Annotated in this window: 15 protein-coding genes; 8 read left to right on the forward strand and 7 right to left on the reverse strand. The window is 69.8% G+C overall.

Annotation, left to right across the window (positions count from 1 at the left end; all coding sequences use genetic code 11):
- Nucleotides 1–182 precede the first annotated feature (182 nt).
- Complete coding sequence (gene dusB, locus ACGFIV_RS07880; protein ID WP_392832978.1) at nt 183–1,295, forward strand: tRNA dihydrouridine synthase DusB; 1,113 nt, start codon at nt 183–185, stop codon at nt 1,293–1,295.
- A 19-nt stretch (nt 1,296–1,314) separates the two neighbouring features.
- Here dusB and ACGFIV_RS07885 read toward each other — a convergent pair whose 3' ends face one another.
- Nucleotides 1,315–3,807: a DUF3516 domain-containing protein gene (locus ACGFIV_RS07885; RefSeq protein WP_358554194.1), complete on the reverse strand. Its 2,493-nt coding sequence runs from the start codon at nt 3,805–3,807 to the stop codon at nt 1,315–1,317.
- A gap of 217 nt (nt 3,808–4,024) precedes the next feature.
- Between ACGFIV_RS07885 and ACGFIV_RS07890 the strand changes: the two genes are divergently transcribed.
- Complete coding sequence (locus ACGFIV_RS07890) at nt 4,025–4,675, forward strand: hypothetical protein (RefSeq protein WP_358554170.1); 651 nt, start codon at nt 4,025–4,027, stop codon at nt 4,673–4,675.
- Nucleotides 4,676–4,770: 95 nt separating this feature from the next.
- On the forward strand, nt 4,771–5,481 hold the full coding sequence (locus ACGFIV_RS07895; RefSeq protein ID WP_392832982.1) for a metal-dependent phosphohydrolase: 711 nt from the start codon (nt 4,771–4,773) through the stop codon (nt 5,479–5,481).
- Between the two features lie 6 nt (nt 5,482–5,487).
- Here the strand turns inward: ACGFIV_RS07895 and ACGFIV_RS07900 are convergent, their stop codons facing one another.
- The 3 genes from ACGFIV_RS07900 to ACGFIV_RS07910 all read right to left on the reverse strand — a co-directional run bounded on the left by ACGFIV_RS07900 (nt 5,488) and on the right by ACGFIV_RS07910 (nt 7,389).
- Complete coding sequence (locus tag ACGFIV_RS07900; RefSeq protein WP_392832985.1) at nt 5,488–5,922, reverse strand: VOC family protein; 435 nt, start codon at nt 5,920–5,922, stop codon at nt 5,488–5,490.
- A gap of 121 nt (nt 5,923–6,043) precedes the next feature.
- A complete protein-coding gene (locus tag ACGFIV_RS07905) occupies nt 6,044–6,769 on the reverse strand; it encodes a rhomboid family intramembrane serine protease (protein ID WP_358554162.1) in 726 nt (241 codons plus the stop codon).
- Between the two features lie 212 nt (nt 6,770–6,981).
- A complete protein-coding gene (locus ACGFIV_RS07910; protein ID WP_358554159.1) occupies nt 6,982–7,389 on the reverse strand; it encodes a nitroreductase family deazaflavin-dependent oxidoreductase in 408 nt (135 codons plus the stop codon).
- 160 nt (nt 7,390–7,549) lie between these two features.
- Here ACGFIV_RS07910 and ACGFIV_RS07915 point away from each other — a divergent pair, with 160 nt between their 5' ends.
- From ACGFIV_RS07915 to ACGFIV_RS07935, 5 genes are all read left to right on the forward strand, one after another.
- The gene (locus tag ACGFIV_RS07915) at nt 7,550–9,043 is read left to right on the forward strand and encodes an SDR family oxidoreductase (protein WP_392832990.1); all 1,494 of its coding nucleotides are present in this window, start codon (nt 7,550–7,552) and stop codon (nt 9,041–9,043) included.
- Between the two features lie 133 nt (nt 9,044–9,176).
- Nucleotides 9,177–10,565 (forward strand): cellulose binding domain-containing protein, encoded by a 1,389-nt coding sequence (locus tag ACGFIV_RS07920; RefSeq protein WP_358554154.1) that lies wholly within the window; start codon nt 9,177–9,179, stop codon nt 10,563–10,565.
- A gap of 483 nt (nt 10,566–11,048) precedes the next feature.
- A complete protein-coding gene (locus tag ACGFIV_RS07925; protein WP_358554151.1) occupies nt 11,049–11,963 on the forward strand; it encodes a DUF559 domain-containing protein in 915 nt (304 codons plus the stop codon).
- Nucleotides 11,956–12,636, forward strand: coding sequence for a hypothetical protein (locus ACGFIV_RS07930; RefSeq protein WP_358554148.1), 681 nt, complete (start codon nt 11,956–11,958; stop codon nt 12,634–12,636). The genes ACGFIV_RS07925 and ACGFIV_RS07930 overlap by 8 nt, the downstream gene beginning before the upstream one ends.
- Nucleotides 12,633–15,926 carry an ATP-binding protein gene (locus ACGFIV_RS07935; RefSeq protein WP_358554145.1) on the forward strand — a complete coding sequence of 1,098 codons (3,294 nt, stop codon included), beginning with the start codon at nt 12,633–12,635 and terminating at the stop codon, nt 15,924–15,926. The genes ACGFIV_RS07930 and ACGFIV_RS07935 overlap by 4 nt, the downstream gene beginning before the upstream one ends.
- A gap of 581 nt (nt 15,927–16,507) precedes the next feature.
- On the opposite strand, the gene ACGFIV_RS07940 is transcribed toward ACGFIV_RS07935, so the two are convergent.
- The 3 genes from ACGFIV_RS07940 to ACGFIV_RS07950 form a co-directional block, all read right to left on the reverse strand.
- Nucleotides 16,508–17,086, reverse strand: a complete 579-nt coding sequence (locus ACGFIV_RS07940; protein ID WP_358554142.1) for a TOPRIM nucleotidyl transferase/hydrolase domain-containing protein — start codon at nt 17,084–17,086, stop codon at nt 16,508–16,510.
- Nucleotides 17,087–17,196: 110 nt separating this feature from the next.
- Entirely contained in the window at nt 17,197–19,098 is a 1,902-nt protein-coding gene (locus tag ACGFIV_RS07945; protein WP_392832998.1) for an ABC transporter ATP-binding protein, read from the reverse strand.
- On the reverse strand, nt 19,095–19,634 hold the full coding sequence (locus ACGFIV_RS07950; RefSeq protein ID WP_392833001.1) for a TlpA family protein disulfide reductase: 540 nt from the start codon (nt 19,632–19,634) through the stop codon (nt 19,095–19,097). Before ACGFIV_RS07950 ends, ACGFIV_RS07945 begins: the two co-directional genes overlap by 4 nt.
- Nucleotides 19,635–19,636 lie beyond the last annotated feature (2 nt).

Consider the following 19,636-nt stretch of genomic DNA (forward strand, 5'->3'; position numbering starts at 1 on the left):
AGGGTTCCCGGGCGGTCGGACAGTGAGATACGCAGTCTCAGGAGCATCCAGCGGCCTCCGGTGTCACGTGCGACGGCACCTGCCCCCCAATCTATCCGTCCGTGCTCCCTCCGGTCCAAGCGGCAGGGGGCCGGACCAGGCGATTCACCACTCCTCCTTCGAGGTGGGGTACAAATGGGCAGGTGAAGATAGGTGCGATCGAGGTCTGGCCCCCGGTGGTCCTCGCGCCGATGGCGGGAGTGACCAACGCCCCGTTCCGCGCGCTCTGCCGCGAGCAGGGCGGTGGCCTGTACGTCTCCGAGATGATCACGACTAGGGCCCTGGTCGAGCGCAACCCCAAGACGTTCGCGATGATCCGTTTCGAGCCGGGGGAGCGGCCCAGGAGCATCCAGCTCTACGGCGTCGACCCCGCCATCGTGGGCAGGGCCGTCCGGATCATCGCCGAGGAGGGCCTGGCCGACCACGTCGACCTCAACTTCGGCTGCCCGGTGCCCAAGGTCACCAGGCGGGGCGGCGGGTCGGCGCTGCCGTACAAGCGCGACCTGCTCCGGCGCATCCTGCGCGAGGCCGTGGCGAACGCGGGCACGCTCCCGGTCACGATGAAGATGCGCAAGGGCATCGACGACGATCACCTGACCTACCTCGACGCGGGCCGCATCGCCGTCGAGGAGGGCCTGAGCGCCATCGCCCTGCACGGCCGCACGGCGGTGCAGCACTACGGCGGCACGGCCGACTGGGAGGCGATCGCCCGCCTGAAGGACGCGGTCCCCGAGATCCCCGTGCTGGGCAACGGCGACATCTGGAGCGCCGGCGACGCGCTGCGCATGATGGAGCGCACCGGCTGTGACGGGGTCGTGGTGGGCCGGGGGTGCCTCGGCCGTCCCTGGCTCTTCCGCGACCTCGACAGCGCCTTCGAGGGCGGGCAGGAGCGCGTACGGCCGACGCTGGGCGAGGTGGCCGCGACCATGAGGCGGCACGCCGGGCTGCTCGTGGAGTTCTACGGCAGCGAGACCCACGGCGTCCTGGACTTCCGCAAGCACATCGGCTGGTATCTCAAGGGCTTCACCGTCGGCGCGGAACCGCGCCGCGAGCTCGCCACCGCCCGCTCACTGGCCGAGGTGGGCGAGCGCCTGGCCCTGCTGCCAGGTGACCAGCCGTGGCCCGGGGACGCCGCCGACGGGCCGCGCGGCAAGTCCAACGCCCGCGAGCGGGTCCACCTGCCCGCCGGCTGGCTCGACGACCCCTGGGACGTCGCCGTCCCCGGCGACGCCGAGCTCGACTCCTCCGGCGGCTGAGCCCTCACCTGGGCAGGGGTCAGAGGCGGTCGACGCCGATGACGTGGACCACGGCGCGGCCCTCCTCGTCGGAGGCGGCGAGGTCGACCTGGGCGCTGATGCCCCAGTCGTGGTCCTCCGCCGGGTCGTGGAGCACCTGCCGGACCCGCCAGAGCTCCTTCTCCTCCTCGATGAGCAGCAGGGCGGGACCGCGCGCGTCCGGGCCGGTGCGGATCTCGTCGTGCTCCTCGAAGTACGCGTCGAGCGCGCTCTCCCAGTCGATGTCGGCCAGCTCGCGCAGCTCGTCGTACCGCTCCAGCGCAGCCAGCTCGACCATGCGGAACATGGCGTTGCGCACCAGGACCCGGAAGGCCCGCCGGTTGCCGGTGACCGGCCTGGTGTTCTCCTCCAGGCTGGGCCGCTCCAGCTCGTCGGCGGGGTTCTGCAACTGCTCCCACTCGTCCAGCAGGCTGGAGTCGACCTGGCGCACCAGCTCGCCGAGCCACTCGATGAGATCCTGAAGGTCCTCGGTCTTCATGTGGTCGGGCACCGTGCGGCTCAGCGTGCGGTAGGCGTCGGCGAGGTAGCGCAGCACCGTGCCCTCGGACCTCGCCAGCTCGTAGAACTGCACGTACTCGGTGAACGTCATCGCACGCTCGTACATCTCGCGCACGACCGACTTGGGACTGACGGCGTAGTCGCCCACCCACGGGTGCCCGCGCCTGTAGGTCTCGTACGCGCCGAACAGCAGCTCCTGGAGCGGCATGGGATAGGTGATCTCGGTGAGGAGCTCCATGCGCTCCTCGTACTCGATGCCGTCGGCCTTCATCTGCGCCACGGCCTCGCCGCGCGCCTTGTTCAGCTGGGAGTGCAGGATCTGGCGGGGGTCGTCGAGCGTCGACTCGACGATCGAGACGATGTCCAGCGGGTAGGTCACCGACTCGGCGTCCAGCAGGTCGAAGGCCGCCAGGGCGAACGTCGACAGCGCCTGGTTGAGCGCGAAGTCCTGCTGGAGGTCGACGGTGAGGCGCGCCATGCGGCCGTACTCGTCGGGCTCGCTCAGCTTCTCGACGACCCCGCCGGCCAGCAGCGAGCGGTAGATCGCGATCGCGTGGCTGATGTGCCGGCGCTGGGCCCTGCGCTCGTCGTGGTTGTCGGTGAGCAGGCTCTTCATCGCCGCGAAGCAGTCGCCGGGGCGGTTGATGACGGCCAGGAGCATGGCGTTGCTGACCTTGAACCGCGAGCTCAGCGGCTCGGGCTCGGCCTTCTGGAGGCGCTCGAAGGTCTCCTCGCCCCAGCTCACGAAGCCCTCGGGGGCCTTCTTGCGCACGACCCTGCGCCGCTTCTTGGGGTCGTCCCCGGCCTTGGCCAGGGCCTTCTCGTTCTCCACGACGTGGTCGGGGGCCTGGCAGACGACGTAGCCGAGGGTGTCGAAGCCGGCCCGGCCCGCGCGCCCGGCGATCTGGTGGAACTCCCGGGCGCGCAGCAGGCGCACCCGGTTGCCGTCGTACTTGCTGAGCGCGGTGAACAGCACCGTGCGGATCGGCACGTTGACGCCGACGCCGAGGGTGTCGGTGCCGCAGATCACCTTCAGGAGCCCGGCCTGGGCGAGGCGCTCCACGAGCCGCCGGTACTTCGGCAGCATCCCCGCGTGGTGGACGCCGATGCCGTGCCGTACGAGCCGGGACAGCGCCCGTCCGAACTTGGTCGTGAAGCGGAAACCGCCGATGAGGGAGGCGATCGCCTCCTTCTCGGCCTTGGTCGACATGTTCACGCTCATCAGGGCCTGGGCCCGCTCCATGGCCGACGCCTGCGTGAAGTGGACCACGTAGACCGGCGCCGACTGGGTGGAGAGGAGCTCCTCCAGCGTCTCGTGCAGCGGGGTCGTGCGGTAGCTGTAGAAGAGCGGGACCGGGCGCGTCGCCGAGCGCACCACCGCCGTCTCGCGCCCCGTGCGCCGCGTCAGGTCGGTCTCGAACCGCGTCATGTCGCCGAGCGTCGCCGACATCAGGACGAACTGCACCTGCGGCAGCTCCAGCAGCGGCACCTGCCAGGCCCAGCCCCGGTCGGGCTCGGCGTAGAAGTGGAACTCGTCCATCACGACCTGGCCGATGTCGGCGTCCTTGCCGTCGCGCAGGGCGATGTTGGCGAGGATCTCCGCCGTGCAGCAGATGATGGGCGCCGAGGCGTTGACGGCGGCGTCGCCGGTCATCATGCCGACGTTCTCGGTGCCGAAGACGGCGCACAGGTCGAAGAACTTCTCCGACACCAGGGCCTTGATGGGCGCGGTGTAGAAGGTGCGCTCGCCGGCGGCCAGCGCGGCGAAGTGGGCGCCCGCCGCGACCAGGCTCTTGCCGGACCCCGTCGGCGTGGAAAGGATCACGTTGTTGCCGGAGAGGATCTCGATGAGCGCCTCCTCCTGCGCGGGGTACAGCGTGAGCCCGCGCTGGGAGTTCCATTCCGCGAAGGCCTCGAAGAGGGCGTCGGGGCCGGTGTCCTGGGGAAGGTGCTCGAGGAGGGTCACACCGTCAATACTGCCGAAAGCCGCGCCATGGTCGGTCCAAGATTCTCCACGGCCCGGTTACGCGACCCCCCGGAAAGCTTCCTCACCCCGGCGTGGCGGAGCCCTCGATCACGAGCGGGCCGCCGGAGGCCCGGAGATCGTCGCCTGGTGAATCTTGTGAACCCCGGTGCCGGCTCCCGCGTCTTCCTGCGGGAGCCGGACAGGCTCCGGGGGAGAGGGAGTGGCGATGCGTGGATCGAAGGCGGCCGTGGTCTTGGCGGCGGCGGGAGTGCTCGTTCTCCCCGTGCCCGCCGAGGCGCGCACGGCGGCGCGGGCGGGTACGGCCGTGAAGGCGCGGGAGGCGGTGCCGGCCCCGGCGAGCGTCGCGAAGAGGCTGTTCAAGGCCTGGCTGAAGGGCGACAGGACCGCGGCGGCCGCCGTGGCGAGCCCCGCGGCGGTGAAGACGCTGTTCGCGTACGCCTACCGGGCGCCTGACCGGTTCGACGGCTGCGCCGGCACCACGTGCCGGTTCGTCCACACCAGCGTCCGCGTGCCCGGCGCGCTGAACGGCATCCGGATGATCGTCTCGGGCGGCACGGTCGCCAAGGTGTACGAGTCACGGCACCTCACCACCGCCGACAGGGCCGCGAAGTACCTGTACGGCGCGTGGAAGGCGGGGGACAGGAACCGGGGCTGGGAGATCGCCTCCACGGGCGCGGTGAAGACGCTGTTCCGCACCAGGTTCGGCGGGCCCGGCTACGTCTTCCAGGGCTGCGACCCAGAAAAGGGAGGGAAGTCCTGCGCCTACTCCTACGAGGGCGGCGCCATGTTCATGCACACCCGTGGCAGCGCGGCGCGCGGCTACGAGGTGCGCTCGATCTCCTACATCGCCGACTGACCGCCTTCCCAGGACTTCCCGGTCACCGTCGGGCCTTGGGCGTCCTCGCCCGGACGGGAGCCCTCGGGCGGGCGTACGCATGGGACGATTGGGGGATGCGTGATCTAGCGGACGAGTGGTCGGTGCTCGCGGGCGGGTCCCCGGCGGCTCTGGCCGTCGGGGCGGAGCTGATCGCCCGGTGGGCCGAGCCGCACCGGCGCTATCACACGCTCGACCACCTGCGGGGCGTGCTCACGGCGATCGAGCCGATCGCGGTGCTCGCCGCCGACCCCGTGGCGGTGCGGCTGGCCGCCTGGTTCCACGACGCGGTGTACGACGGCAGGCCCGGCCGCGACGAGGAGCGCAGCGCCCAGCTCGCGCAGTCCCGCCTTCCCCGCCTCCTGCCGCTGCCGGGAGCGCCTTCCGGGCCGGCGCGGTCTCCACGGCCTTCAGGGAGTGGCGCCGCGCTGGTCGGTGAGGTGGCCAGGCTCGTACGGCTGACGGCCACCCACGACCCGGCGCCCGGCGACCGCGACGGCGAAGTGCTGTGCGACGCCGACCTCGCCGTGCTCGCCGGGCCCGGGTACGACGCCTATGCCCGCGCCGTGCGGGAGGAGTACCGGCACGTGCCCGACGAGGCCTTCCGGGCCGGCCGCTCACAGGTGCTGGAGAGCCTCCTCGCGATGCCCACGCTTTACCGCACGCCGATGGCACGCGACCTGTGGGAGTCCGCGGCCCGCGCGAACGTACGGGCCGAGCTGGCTGATCTCGCCTTCACCGGGGGACGAGCGGGCCACGCGGCCCTGGCCGGTCCGCCGGATCGATGAGGACGGTCACACGGGGACGATAGTGACCTTCCCATCGGGAGCGACGCTCCAGCCCGGGTTGAAGCAGACCTCCCACCGGAACCCGGCGGGGTCGGCGAAGTATCCATGGAACCCGCCGAAGTCGGCTCTCTGCGGCTCCTTCAGGATCGTCGCCCCTGCCCTTCTCGCCTGCTCCATCACCGCTCTCACCTCCTCCTCGTCGTCCACGTTGTGCGCGAGGGTGAAGGGGGCGGCGCGGCCCGCGGTCTCACCGGAGCCGACGTCGGCGTCCAGGTCGGCCGCCCCGAAGAGCCCCAGCAGCAGCCCGTGGCCGACCTGCAGGAAGATGATCTCTCCGGGCACTTCCAGGGCGGGCTCCCAGCCGAGGCCGTCGAGGTAGAAGGTCCTGACACTGCCGAGGTCGGGCACCCCGAGCGTGATGAGGTCGAGTCTCTGACGCATGCCCCCACTCTGGCACCGGCCCGGCCTGAGCTCTTGTACGTTTCGGACGTGCCCGGCGCCCAGGGGGGAAGGCTCGCGGTCCGAGGCCCGCGTACGCCTCGCGCGGCGTTCGTGCCGGCCCTCACAGGCCGAGGTCGTCGAGCTCCTTCATCAGGGCGGCCCGGGAGGGATCGCCGCTGGTGGCGGGCGGCCTCTCCAGGCCCTTGGCGGGGAAGCCGCCCACGGCCCCGGCGGCGGGGGCGCCCTGCGTGGCCGCCGCGGCGCGCGGACGCCGGTCGCGGAACAGCCAGCCGCCGAGGATGCCGCCGACGAAGCCGAACAGGTGCCCCTGCCAGCTGAACTCGTCGCTCGGCAGCAGCCCGGTGAACTGGTAGGCGAAGCACAGCGCCATGACCAGGCCCACGACGATGTCTATGCGGTGCCGGTCGAAGATCCCGCGTACCAGGATGTAGCCGAAGTAGCCGAAGACCACGCCGCTCGCACCCGCCGTGACGGTGAGGGGGCTTGCGACGAACCACACGCCGAGGCCGCTCGCCACGGCGATCAGCGCGGTGACGCCGAGGAACTTCATCACCCCCCGGTAGGCCGCGAGGAAGCCGAAGACGAACAGCGGCCCGGAGTTGCCCTCGATGTGCGCCCAGCTCCAGTGCAGGAAGGGCGCCGAGACGATGTCGGGCAGCCGCGACGGCTCGCGGGCGGCGATGCCGAAGGACTGGCTGAGGGAGTAGCCGGTGGCCCAGTTGGCGATCTGCACGAGCCAGATGAAGGCGAGGAACCCCACCATGACCCAGAACGCCTTCTGGGCCTCGGCGACCATGATCTCGGCCTTCCGGTTTTCGGTGCCCACCCCTGCCTCCCTGACGGCGCGCACGCGCGCCGGAGTCCCTGCCGGCCGGACGGCCCGGACATCGCTTCCGCAGGTATCTTCGCAAACTTCGCGCCAAGAGGGCCACCGGCCGCCGGAGACGGGGAGGCCGGCCGTACGGGGGAGCGTGGCGCGCCAGGGCTGACCGCTGCCAGGCCTGGCGCGCGAGCGTGATCAGCGTCCGTCGGTGTCGCTCAGCTCCCGGCGCGTTCGAGGATCACGACCGGGATCTCGCGGTCGGTCTTGGTCTGGTACTCGTCGTACTGGGGCCAGGTGGCCGTCATCAGCCGCCAGACCTCGGGCTTCTCCTGCGGCGTCGCCGTGCGGGCACGGGCGCGGAACCTGTCGCCCTCGACCTGGACCTCGACGTCCGGGTTCGCCTCAAGATTGCGGTACCAGTCGGGTGACTTCGGGTCGCCGCCCTTGGACGCCACGATGACGTAGTCGTCACCGTGCTTCTGGTAGATCAGTGGGTTCGTGTGCTTCTGCCCGCTGTTGCGCCCCGTGGTGGTCAGCAACAGGACGGTCGTGCCGTTCCAGTCGTGACCCTCCTGGCCGTCGGTCGCGCGATATCTGTCCACGTGCTCTTTGCCGTAAAGCATCGGTTCACCCTCCGAATCGACGTGTGCTCCGGGTGGCCTACCCCAACGCGCCCAGCTAATCCGGCTCCCGGGCCACGCCGTCGGCGAACCGGCCGCGGGGCGGGACGGGCGCGACCGGGTAGGGCTCCTTGTACGAAGGCGAACTGCGGGGGGTGGTCAGATGACCCGGTGTCTGGTGACCGGCGCGACCGGCTACATCGGCGGGAGGCTGGTGCCCGAGTTGCTGGACGCCGGTCATGCCGTGCGGTGCATGGTCAGATCGGCCGACCGCCTGCGCGGTCAGACGTGGAGCGACCGGGTGGAGGTCGCCGTGGCGGACGCGACCCGGGAGCGGGAGACGCGTGCGGCGCTCGAAGGGGTCGACGTCGCCTACTACCTGATCCACACCATGGCCGCCGGCCGCGACTTCGCCGAGCGTGACCGGCGGGCCGCCTCGACGTTCGCCGAGGCGGCCAGGGACGCCGGGGTGCGCCGCATCGTCTACCTCGGCGGCCTGACCCCCGCGGAGCGGCCCTCGCCCCACATGAGCTCGCGTGCGGAGGTGGAGCGGATCCTCCTCGGCTCCGGGGTGCCGACGGTGGCGTTCAGGGCGTCGGTGATCATCGGATCGGGGTCGGTCTCCTTCGAGATGCTGCGGTACCTCACCGAGCGGCTCCCGGTCATGACGACGCCACGCTGGGTGCGCACGCGCACCCAGCCCATCGCGATCAGGGACGTGCTCCGCTACCTCGTGAGGGCGGTGGACCTCCCGGAGGGGACGAGCCGGGGATTCGACATCGGCGGGCCCGACGTCCTGACCTACGCCGAGATGATGCAGGGCTACGCCGCCGTGGCCGGGCTGCCTCCCCGCCTCATCATCCCCGTGCCGCTGCTCACGCCCAGCCTGTCCAGCCACTGGGTGGGCCTGGTCACGCCCGTCCCGGCCGGGGTGGCACGGCCGCTGGTGGAGTCGCTGCGCAACGAGGCGGTCTGCCGGGAGCATGACATCGCCCGGTACATCCAGGATCCTCCCCAGGGGCTGATCGGGTTCCGCGAGGCGGTGCGGCTGGCCCTGCTGCGCATCAAGGAGGCCGACGTGGCCACGCGCTGGTCGTCGGCCTCGACGCCCGGCGCGCCGAGCGACCCGCTGCCCACCGACCCCGACTGGGCGGGCGGGAGCCTGTACGTCGACGAGCGCAGCGAGGTGGTCGACGCTCCACCGGAGGCGCTCTGGCGGGTGATCGAGAGCATCGGGGGCGACACCGGGTGGTACTCCCTCCCGCTCGCCTGGCGGATCCGGGGCCTGTTCGACCGCGCGGTCGGCGGGGTCGGGCTGCGCAGGGGCAGGCGCGACCCCTACAGGCTCCGGGTCGGCGACGCGCTCGACTTCTGGCGGGTGGAGGAGATCGAGCCGGGCCACCTGCTCCGGCTGCGCGCCGAGATGCGGCTGCCCGGGCTCGCCTGGCTGGAGATGACCTGCGCGCGGCAGGACGGCAGGACCCTGTACGGCCAGCGGGCGATCTTCCACCCGCGAGGCCTGCTCGGCCACCTGTACTGGTGGGGCGTCTATCCCTTCCACGGGTTCATCTTCGGCGGGATGCCCGGCAACGTCGCGAGGGCCGCCGTGGCCGAGGCCGGGCGACCTCCGCGTCCAGGGGTGAAAGTTTCACCCTGAAAAGGCGTGTAACGCCTGGTCAGACGGTGGCGAGTACGGGTTCCCCTCACGGCCGCTGTCGCGGGGGCGTGAGCCCGTCCTAATGTCACGAGGGAATGGGAGCGCTCCCACCACCTCATCCCCCGGAGTCAAGATGAAACGTCGAGCACTGCGAGCCCTGACGGCCGTCCTCGCCGCCGTGGGCTCGATCCTCCTTTTGGTGGTGGTCACCGGCCCGGCCAGGGCGGACACCGTGATCTGCGAGAAGTACGGGGCGACCACCATCGCGGGCGGCAAGTACGCGGTCATCAACAACAACTGGGGCGACGACACCCAGCAGTGCATCAACGTCACCTCGACCGGGTTCACCGTCACCCAGGCGAGCCACAACAAGCCGCAGAACGGCGCCCCGGGCTCCTATCCCGCGGTCTACGCCGGATGCCACTACGCGAACTGCACCACCGGGAGCGGGCTGCCGCTGCGCGTGTCGGACAGCAGGTTCGCCGGCATCCAGACCAGCGTCAGCATGACCTACCCGTCGTCGGCGGGCGTGTACGACGCGTCGTACGACATCTGGTTCGACCCGACGGCCCGCACCGACGGGCAGAACACCGGCGCCGAGCTGATGGTCTGGCTCAACCACACCGGGTCGGTCCAGCCGGTCGGCTCCCGGGTCGCCACCGTGAACCTCGCGGGCGGCACGTGGGACGTGTGGTACGGCAACAGCGGCTGGAACGTCGTCTCGTACGTGCGCACCTCGCCGACCAGCTCGATCAGCTTCCCCGTCAGCGCGTTCTACAACGACATGCTGAGCCGGGGGTACGCCCAGAGCTCGTGGTACGTCACCAGCGTGCAGGCCGGGTTCGAGCCCTGGGTCGGCGGCACCGGCCTCGCCGTGAACAGCTTCTCGTACAGCATCGGCGGCTCAGGCGGCGGGGACACGACCGCTCCCAGCGCTCCCTCGAACCTGACGGCCTCCAACGTCACCTCCAGCGGCGTGAGCCTGTCGTGGAGCCCATCCACCGACAACGTGGGCGTGACCGGGTACGACGTCTACCGGGGCAGCACGGTGGTCGGCACGGCGAGCGGCACGTCCTACAACGCCACAGGGCTCTCGGCCTCGACGTCGTACTCCTTCTCGGTACGGGCCCGCGACGCCGCCGGCAACACCTCGCCTGCCTCCAACACCGTCACGGTGACCACCTCCGGGGGCGGCGGAGGCGGCGGGGCCTGCAAGGTCGCGTACGTCAAGAACGAGTGGGCGGGTGGGTTCACGGCCAACGTGACCGTCACCAACACCGGCACGAGCGCGGTGAACGGATGGACCCTCGCCTTCTCGTTCCCGGGCGACCAGAGGGTGACCAGCGCCTGGAACGCCACCGTGACGCAGAGCGGCGCCGCCGTGACCGCCAAGAACGTCGCGCACAACGGGTCGATCCCGCCCGGGGGCAACACCTCGTTCGGCTTCCAGGGCACCTGGGCCGCGAGCGACGCCTCGCCGACCGCGTACACGCTCAACGGATCGGCCTGCACGCTGGGCTGACGCCATCGGCCTTGGGGGCCGGGTACGGCATCGGCCTGGGGGCCGGGTACGGCATCGCCGTACCCGGCCCTTCTTGTATTCCCCCTGATTAGGGACACGGACCTTAGGGACACGGACCGTCACCGCTTTCCGGTATCCATCCCTTTCTTGCTTACCTGGTGTATCGGTTCGCGTGGCAGGTAAACCGATTAGCGGATCTGGGCGTCTGCGGCGCTTGCGCTGGTGAAAGCAGTGCAAATTAACGAGTCTTGGGCAATGTGGTGCGCATGGTGACCTTTTAATATAACCTCGGCAATCCAGCGGGGAACGGCCGGAATCCGAGGGAAAAGCGTGGCGCTGTCGTGGGTGGACCTGCCGATAGGTCGCGTGGTGCGACTTTCAGGGCTGAATGCCGACACCACTGCATTGTCGGCCGAACCGCCCCCTGACGGCGCGCCGGCGATTCTCACGTACTTCCCGGACGCGGCACGTTCCGTGGCCGAAATGGTCTCCACGGCCCTGCGCGAACTCGAGAAGGCCGCCGTCGAACTGTTCCCGTCCTGGCTCCCGGGCGCGGAGGCCATCGACGGCCCGGGCGGCGCGGGGGTGCGCGCCGCACGTGCCCTCGCCATGCGAATGGCCTCCACCAGCCACCACTTCGGCCCGTTCCTCGCCGACCTGGCCGAACTGTCCTTGAGGGGCACGCCGCTCGGAGCCACCCGTTCCGGTCCTCAGGCCACCCGGTTCGGTGCCGAGGTGCGGGCCTCCGGTCTCGCGCGGGTGCTCGCGTCCAGCTTCGGCCGGCGTGAGGCCGCGATCCTCATGCAGGTCCCCGAGGACCTCACGCCTTTCGAGGAAGAGGTGCTCGTCGCCGGGTGCGAGTGGCTGGCCGACCGGGGCGGCTTCGGCGTCTGGCTGACCGGCCCGCCGCTGGCCGCCGTCGACCGCGTGGGGGCGATGACCCTACGCGTGCCCGGTGAGGTGGACGGCCTCGGCCGGGAGGCGCCGCCGCTGCCGGAGGGTGGCGGTCCGCTCAGGTACCCGGCCGTCGCGGGAATGCCGCATCCGGCCAGCAAGGCGGAGCGGGCCCTTGAGGCGGCGCTCGCGTCGTGCTCGTGGGCGCGCGGACGGGCCTGGAACCAGACCTACCAGTCACACGCCCTCGCCAACCCCATCCGGGTCGACCTGCTGTGGCAGGAGGAGCGGTGCGTGGTCGAGATCGACGGCCATGAGCATCGCGCCTCGCTCAAGTTCGAGACGGACCGGAACCGCGACGTGCAACTCCAGCTCGACGGCTACGCCGTCCTGCGCTTCACGAATAACCAGGTCTTAACCGACACAGAAGCCGTCGTCGGCCAGCTGAGGCGTTTCCTCCACGGCCGCCGCTCCCCAACATTCGAAGGATCAGGACATGTCTGAAGAAAAATTAAAGCCGTCCGAAACCGCCGCCTTGCTGGTACTGATGTGCGAGGCAGGAGAGGTCTCGAATCTGGATCTCAGCGAGCGCTACGGCCTGACGATTACCGGCAAGACCCGTCTCAAGCTGAACGACCTGAAGCTGGTCGAAAGCTGGAAGCAGGGTCGGACGTTCTTTCACGTACTGACCGACGCTGGCTGGGCGCGTTTGAGTGAAGAGCTTCGCGGCGGCATCGTCAGGACTACAGGTTCGGCCGGTTCTGCACTTTACGCGCTGCTGGTCGGCCTGCAGGCATTCATGGATCGCACCGACCGCAGGCTCGCCGACATCTTCGCGTCGTCGAGCGAATCCTCGTCGCTCGACGATTCGCCCCCGGCGGCCTTCCCTGTGCCGTCCGGCCGGCCTTCACCCGATTCGGCCGTCGAGGCGCGTATCCGTGCCGCCTACACCCAGCTGGCCGAGAAGCCGGGCACCTGGATCGGGCTCACCGAGATCCGTGCGCTCATCTCCGACTTGCCGAGAGCAGCCGTCGATCAAACGCTCAGGTTGATGAACCGGATGCCCGACGTGACTCTCATCCCCGAGTCCAACCAGAAGACCCTGACCCAGGAGGACCGCGAGGCGGCGGTGACCATCGGCGATCAGGCGAAGCACGCGCTCTGGATTGGGGCATGATGACGGGCGACGAGCGGCGTGCCCTGGAGGCGCTCAGATTCAACTGGGTCGAGGGTCCGGGTGACGTGTGGCATCCCTCGGAATTCCATGTCGACGGCCTGCACCGCAGCACAGTGCAGGCGATTCTCGACGGATTGGCGGAGGCCGGCGACAGCGTACACGCGAGCCCCATCGGAGTGGCCGTCCAGGGGGGACGCGGAACCGGCAAGACGCACCTGCTCGGCTGGGTGAGGGAGAAGGTGCAGCAGGAAGGCGGCTACTTCTTCCTGGTGGGCCTGCTTGACGCCAAGGACTTCTGGGAAAGCGTCGTGGTCTCGGTGCAGGACAGCCTGGCGCGCGAGGTCGACGGTGAGAGCCAGCTCAGGATGTTTCTGCGGCGCCTGTCCTCGCTGGTGGGCGTGCAACGGCTTTCCCGGCGGGAGTTGATCGGGAAGGCGCCGCTTTCGAGAGAGGCCTTGGACGCCTTCGTGGACGCGTTGCGCCGCTTCGACCCGCGCGTGGGCGGTGACGTCCAAGACACCGCTCGCGCACTGGTCCTGTGTGCCTCCGAAGACTGGCGGGCGCAGGATGTCGGACTCACGTACCTGTCTTCGAACTCCGAAGAGGAACCGGGTGAGCGCGCCAAATGGGGAATGCGGCAGACCCGCAAAACGCCGCAGGAGATCGTCCGGGACATTTCCCGGCTCCTCGCCTTCACCGGGCCGTCCGTGATCGCCGTCGACCAGATCGACGTCCTCATCGCGCAGGCGTCCATCAACAGCAGGAACAGGGAGACAGCCCAAGGCTGGCGCGAGGCGCTTGTTATCGAGCAGGTCGCCGGGGGCCTGATGGCCCTGCGGGAGTACACCCACCGCACGCTCATCATGGTCTCGTGCATCCCGCCGACCTGGATCTTCATCAAGGAGATCGCGACCGACACGGTCCAGGACCGGTTCCGGGAGACGGTGCCGCTCATGGCGATCCCCGATGCCAAGATCGGCCACGACCTGATTGAGAAGAGGTTCACCGCGCGGTTCCGTAAGATCGGTTTCCGCCCTCCCTATCCAACCTGGCCGGTGAAACCGTCCGCGTTCGATGAAGCCCCCGACTTCAACCCGCGGGAACTCCTCAAAAAGATCGACAGCCACATCCAGAGCTGCCTGCTGAGTGGTGTGGTCAAAGAGCTGGAGTGCCTGGCCGACCCGATCGTGACGGGTGACGAAATCCCTCTCCCGGACGGACCGGTGTCACCTCTGCCCGATTTGTCCGCACTGGACCTCCGATTCGCGGAACTGGTGAAGAACGCGGACGGCAAGCTGGCCCTCGACTTCACGACCGAGGACGCCGAGATGCCGAAACTCCTGTCCGCGGGGCTCGCCGCCTGGATCGCCGGGCAGGGCGAGGGCGGCAGGGAGTTCGACCAGGATGCGGCGCCCAGTGCGAAGCCCTCTCTGCACGCGCGACTCCGCCGCAGCCTGAGTGAGCACAACGAAGACGAGGCGCACTGGTCCTTTCGCGGGATCGCGGCTCCCAACGCGATAGCCGCGCTCAATCGGCTGCGCACCGCCTGTGTGGCGGCCGGACTGGACGCCGAGGTGCCGCAACGACGGCTGTTCGTCCTGCGAAATGACGATTGGTCTCCCGGTGTTCGCACGCAGGAGGCTGTCGCGGCGTTCGAGAAGGCCGGTGGTAGGGCCCTTCCCGTCGGGGAGGACGATCTGAGGAGACTCGCGGCGCTGCGGGATCTACTGGCTGAGAATCCCCCGAACCTGCATGCCTGGCTCGTGGAGCGAAAGCCTGCCAACAAGATCCTTCTGTTCAAAGAGGCCCTGGGCGAGAACGGGGACGTTGCGTCCGGACGTCCCGAGGACGTCGCCTGGCTCACGGGCTTGTCCATGCCATCGGGGGAGGCCGGGCACCCGACGACAGTGGCCGCGAACGGGGCCTCCGGCTCGACATCTGCCGAAGAACCGGCGGGTGGGGCATGGAGCGTTCCCACGGGGAGCGTTCAGGAGGCATCGGCGCCGGCACCGCCCCCGGCGAAGAAGACGGTCATGGGATGGGCGCCGTCCATCACGATCGGCACGACGATCACGGGCGGCAGGGCCGTCAACGTGGAGTTGGAGGCGCTTCGCAAGCACACCGCGATCTTCGCCGGATCGGGGTCGGGCAAGACCGTGCTGATCCGGCGTCTGGTCGAGGAGTGCGCGCTCCAGGGGGTCTCGTCCATCGTGCTCGATCCCAACAACGACCTCGCTCGTCTTGGGGACGGTTGGCCGGAAGAGCCGCCGCTTTGGGGCATGGGCGACGCGGGGAAGGCGAAGGAGTACCTGGCGAACACCGACGTCGTGGTCTGGACACCGCTGCGCGACGCGGGGCGTCCGCTCAGCTTCCAGCCGTTGCCCGACTTCAGCGGCGTGTCAGATGATCCCGACGAGTTCCGCGAGGCCGTGGACGCCGCCGTCGCGTCCATCGCTCCCCGCGCCAAGCTCGTGGGCAACACCAACAAAGTCCACCAGGGACTGGCAGTGCTCCGCGAGACGCTGCGGTACTACGGACACCGGGGCCCGACAAGTCTTCGGGGCCTCATCGACGTCCTGGCCGCGCTGCCGGAGGGGGTGAGCGAGCTTCTCCACGCGGAGAAGCTCGCGGCCGACATCGCGCAGAACCTCACTGCGGCGATGGTGAATGATCCGCTGTTCGGCGGTGCCGGTGCGCCCATGGACCCGGGGATCCTGTTGACCCCGCCCGAGGGGAAGCGGGCCCGCGTTTCGGTGATCAGTCTCGTCGGACTGCCGTCAGACGACCAGCGGCAGAGCTTCGTCAACCAGTTGCAGATGGCGCTGTTCGCCTGGATCAAGAAGCATCCGTCCGGGGACCGCCCGCTGGGGGGTCTGTTCGTCATGGACGAGGCGCAGACGTTCGCCCCGTCCGGTGCGATGACCGCCTGCACGCACAGCACGCTGGCTCTGGCATCCCAGGCTCGGAAGTACGGGCTCGGGCTGGTGTTCGCGACGCAGGCTCCGAGAGGGCTGCACAACCGGATTCCGGGGAACTCCGCGACCCAGTTCTTCGGCCTGCTGAACAGCCCGACGCAGATCGACGCCGCCAGGGAGATGGCCCAGGCCAAGGGCAGCCACATCACCGACATCGGCCGGCTCAGCACCGGGCAGTTCTACGCGGCCATCGAGGGGGCGAGGTTCGAGAAGACGCAGGCTCCTCTGTGCCTGAGCCACCATCCCAAGAGTCCGCTAACCACGGAGGAGGTCATCGAAAGGGCCAGGAGGTCCATGGAGGGCGGGCCCGCGTGACACCGGTCCTGGGCGCGGCCATCGGTGAGGCCGGGGGCCGGTTCTGCTCGGCCCGCCGCGTCCGTACCGTCTGGCCGGGGAGATCGACGCGGTGAGTAATCCTGTATGGCCTCATGAGGCCATACAGGATTACGGAGACCCACCGCGGGACCGGATCAGCTGCAGCCACCACAGACAGGGCGGCAATTGCAGTCAAAGCAGCACTTCCGCTTTTTGCCCGACGCGCAGGGGCCCGGTTCGTCGTAACACAGACCTCTTTCCACGCAGCACGCGCCGGCCCCCGCCTTGGGCACGAATGCCGTCAGCATACGGTCCGCCATCTTCCCGAGCATCTTCATATTCTCACCCCCTCTTCAGTTCCATGAAGCAACCATAGGAGGGGTGGATACATTCGCATTTGACGTGTGATACATCATCGTGCCCGGCCGGATCATGCCCGCCAGCCGAGAACGATTCGCATCACCAGAATGACGCGAAGCGCCTCGGGACCGGGGGGCCGGGCCACTGACGGCGACCGGCGCGGGGACGGATCACCAGAGGCGGTTCACCGCCGTCCCCGGTCTCACCCGGCGATGACGAAATCACCATCTCCGGCTGCCCAGGAGGTGGGCCAGCAGCCTGTCCAGAGGCCTCGGCACGCGATCGAGATCGAGTGCCGCGACGAGCGGGCCGGCGTAGCGGATCTTGCGGCCACCGCCCGAACCCATGAACCGGCGCAACTGGTCGTGAGTGGTGCTCCCGCGCCAGGCGGGTTGCTTCTGGAGCGTGCGAAACGAGCTGAGCTCGCCCTCGGCATCGACAACGCGCTCGACCGTGGCGGTGCCGAGGGCGCGGATCAGCTCGTCTTCCAGGTCGGCGACGCACACGAAGAATCCGAGCGCCTCCAGGTCGCTTCTGCCGAGACCGGATCCAAGGCCGGCGCGCTCGAGAACCCTCCGGAAGGCGCCTTCCTCCCCGGCGTCGCACAGACCGGCCAGCCGGAGATCGCGACCGGCAGGGCCGAACCTGCCGATATGCGTCCCGATATTCGTGGCACCGCCCATGGCCACAACGGAGATGCCTTCGGCCGCCAGGTCCCGGCCACGGCGCTCGGCCAGCGCTTCGATGGCGGACTTGTCACTGGCTCCCTCGACCAGGACCACGGTTCGCGTGTCGCTCACGAGCCCAGCCTCGCACCGAACCTGGGAGAGATTCATCCCCTTTTGTGCGTTGGAAGGTCACCGGCCGCCGCTCGCGACGGCAACGCGGCGACTCGCTGCCATACGGCGAGCTAGGCCGTCCGCGTTTCGGCCGCCGGGTCTATCCCGTCAGCATGGGAATCGTCCCGGTAACCGGCCGACTGCATGCCGAACAGGCGCGCATAGGGGCCTTGGGAGGCCATGAGCCGCGCGTGCGATCCCTGCTCGGCGATGACGCCGTCGGCGAGCACGACGACGACGTCGGCGTCCCGGATGGAACCGAGCCGGTGGGAGATCAGCAGCGTGGTGGCCCCGCGCCTGTGTACGCGGAGCTTGGCGTGCACCTCGTACTCGGCCTCGGCGTCCAGGCCCGAACTGGGCTCGTCGAGGATCATCAGGTCACGGCGGTCACGCAGGAAGGCCCTGGCCAGCGCCAGGCGTTGCCACTGGCCGCCGGAGAGGCGGACGCCCGTCGACGGGTCTCCGTCCTCGGCCTGACTCCAGATCATGCGGGTCAGCAGCGTGTGGTACCCGCCAGGCAGCCTTTCGAGCACGTCGTGGATCCCGGCACGCCGCGCGGCCAGGCGGAGCCGGTCCTCGTCCGCGGGTGAGTCGACGTCCCCCACCGCGATGTTCTCGGCCGCGGTCAGGTCGTACTCCATGTAGTCCTGGAACACCGCACTGATGCGCCGTCGCAGCACGGCCACGTCGGTGTCCCGCAGGTCGGCCCCGTCCCAGAGGATCGCGCCGCGGGTCGGGTCGTAGAAGCGGCACAGCAGCTTGACCAGCGTGCTCTTTCCCGCGCCGTTGACACCGACCAGCCCGACGGAGCTCCCTTGGGGGATGAACAGGCTGACCCCGCGCAGCACCCACGGGTGGTCCTCGCCATAACGGAACCAGACGTCGCGCAGCTCTATCCCGCGCCTCAGCGCGGGCAGGGCCGCCGGTGTCAGGGCCGGCGGCAGGTCCGGGGGCATGTCCTGGATGGCGGTGAAGTGGCCGAACAGCAGGAGCTGCTGATACGCCTGGGCGAAGGACTGCAGCAGGCCGGTCAGCGCCGCCTGCACTCCCGCCACGGCGGCGATGAACATCGAGACGTCCCCCAGCGTGAGCTCCCCCTTCTGGGCGGCCATCGCCGCCCAGACCAGACCGCCCCCGGCGACGGCCGCGCCCAGCAGCGCGAGGCCGCTCTGCACCAGGGATTCCCGCAGGTCGACCCGGCGTTTCGCCGCGTCCGCGGTCTGCCGCTCGGTGAGCATCCGCGCACGCAGGAACGGGCCGATGCCGAACAGGCGGATCTCCTTGGCCGCCTGCGGGTCCTGCAGCAGGAGACGGTAGAAGAGCTCCCGCCGCTCGGCGGATCCGATGTCCCAGAACATCGCGGCCCTGTTGCGGGACAGGTGCAACTCCATGACGAGCATCGGCGCGGCGGTGCCGAGCACGACCGCCGTCATCACCGGGCTGATGACGGCCAGCGAAACGATCAGTCCCGACGCCGTCAGCAGGCCTCTGACCGCGCCGAGCGCTCCGTCCACCAGCAGCGCCGGCGTGCTCGCCGCCTGCTGCGCCAGATGCAGCCGGTCGAGGAAGGGGGGATCCTCGAAGCGGGCGAGCCCGGTGAACCGCTCGACCGAACGGTACAGCTCGTCCTCGGCCGCCAGCCCGACCTTGCGGCCGATCTCCCCCCGGAGGAACTGGACGGACTGGCCGACCACCGCCACCGCGACTCCCGCGACGGCCAGTCCCGCGGAGATCGCCAGCAGGGAGGAGAGCGCGGCGCCGGCGGACAGGCCGTCGAGGAGGAGCTTGGTCAGCCAGGCCACGGCGACGGGCACGGCCGCGAGGACCAGGTTGCACACGACGTACATGACGGTGGCGCCACGGCAGGCCCGCCAGGTGAGCCGGGCGGCCACGCCCAGGGCCCTGTACGTCGCGGACGGTCCCGCCTCCTTTCCCGCCGGTCCGCCGGACGAGGCCGGGCGCGACCCGCTCATCTCCGGACGTGATCCGGGAAGGCGTCGAGGCTGGACCCGCTGACCTCCACGATCCCGTCCCGTACCAGGCAGACTCCGGGGTAGCCGCTCACCGCGAAGGCCTTGTGGAGCGGGCCTTCGTAGCCCTCGGTGACGACGCGCGCGTACGGGCTCACCATGGCGACCTTCTCCGGCACCTTCTCCTTGCCGGGGCCGTCGTCGGCGATGACGACGAGAACCTGGTCGCGCCCGCCAGGCATGGCCGCCGCGTACTCGACGAAACTCGGAAGCAGCTTCTCACAGGGCTGGCAGGTCGGGGACAGGAAGCCGACCAGGGTCTCGCCCGACAGCAGGCCGCGGGAGACCTGTTCCCCCTCGGTGGTGACCGCCGCGAATCCGGCGATCTCGGTCCCCTTGCCGCAGATGAGGTCCGTCGGGCCGTGGTGTGCCTGGCCGAGCTGTTCGGTGTGTTCGCGCAGGCGCCGGATCACTCCGAACGTCAGGACGAGATCGAGCAGGACGAGGACGCCGACGACGATGACGGCGGTGATGAGCATTT

The sequence above is a fragment of the Sphaerisporangium sp. NPDC049003 genome (assembly GCF_043197795.1).
GTDB lineage: Bacteria > Actinomycetota > Actinomycetes > Streptosporangiales > Streptosporangiaceae > Sphaerisporangium.

Coding starts and splice junctions, on each gene's coding strand:
- ACGFIV_RS07890 (WP_358554170.1), top strand. CDS start 4,025: ATGCGTGGATCGAAGGCGGCCGTGGTCTTGGCGGCGGCGGGAGTGCTC.
- ACGFIV_RS07895 (WP_392832982.1), top strand. CDS start 4,771: ATGCGTGATCTAGCGGACGAGTGGTCGGTGCTCGCGGGCGGGTCCCCG.
- ACGFIV_RS07900 (WP_392832985.1), bottom strand. CDS start 5,922: ATGCGTCAGAGACTCGACCTCATCACGCTCGGGGTGCCCGACCTCGGC.
- ACGFIV_RS07910 (WP_358554159.1), bottom strand. CDS start 7,389: ATGCTTTACGGCAAAGAGCACGTGGACAGATATCGCGCGACCGACGGC.
- ACGFIV_RS07915 (WP_392832990.1), top strand. CDS start 7,550: ATGACCCGGTGTCTGGTGACCGGCGCGACCGGCTACATCGGCGGGAGG.
- ACGFIV_RS07920 (WP_358554154.1), top strand. CDS start 9,177: ATGAAACGTCGAGCACTGCGAGCCCTGACGGCCGTCCTCGCCGCCGTG.
- ACGFIV_RS07925 (WP_358554151.1), top strand. CDS start 11,049: ATGGTCTCCACGGCCCTGCGCGAACTCGAGAAGGCCGCCGTCGAACTG.
- ACGFIV_RS07930 (WP_358554148.1), top strand. CDS start 11,956: ATGTCTGAAGAAAAATTAAAGCCGTCCGAAACCGCCGCCTTGCTGGTA.
- ACGFIV_RS07935 (WP_358554145.1), top strand. CDS start 12,633: ATGATGACGGGCGACGAGCGGCGTGCCCTGGAGGCGCTCAGATTCAAC.
- ACGFIV_RS07945 (WP_392832998.1), bottom strand. CDS start 19,098: ATGAGCGGGTCGCGCCCGGCCTCGTCCGGCGGACCGGCGGGAAAGGAG.
- ACGFIV_RS07950 (WP_392833001.1), bottom strand. CDS start 19,634: ATGCTCATCACCGCCGTCATCGTCGTCGGCGTCCTCGTCCTGCTCGAT.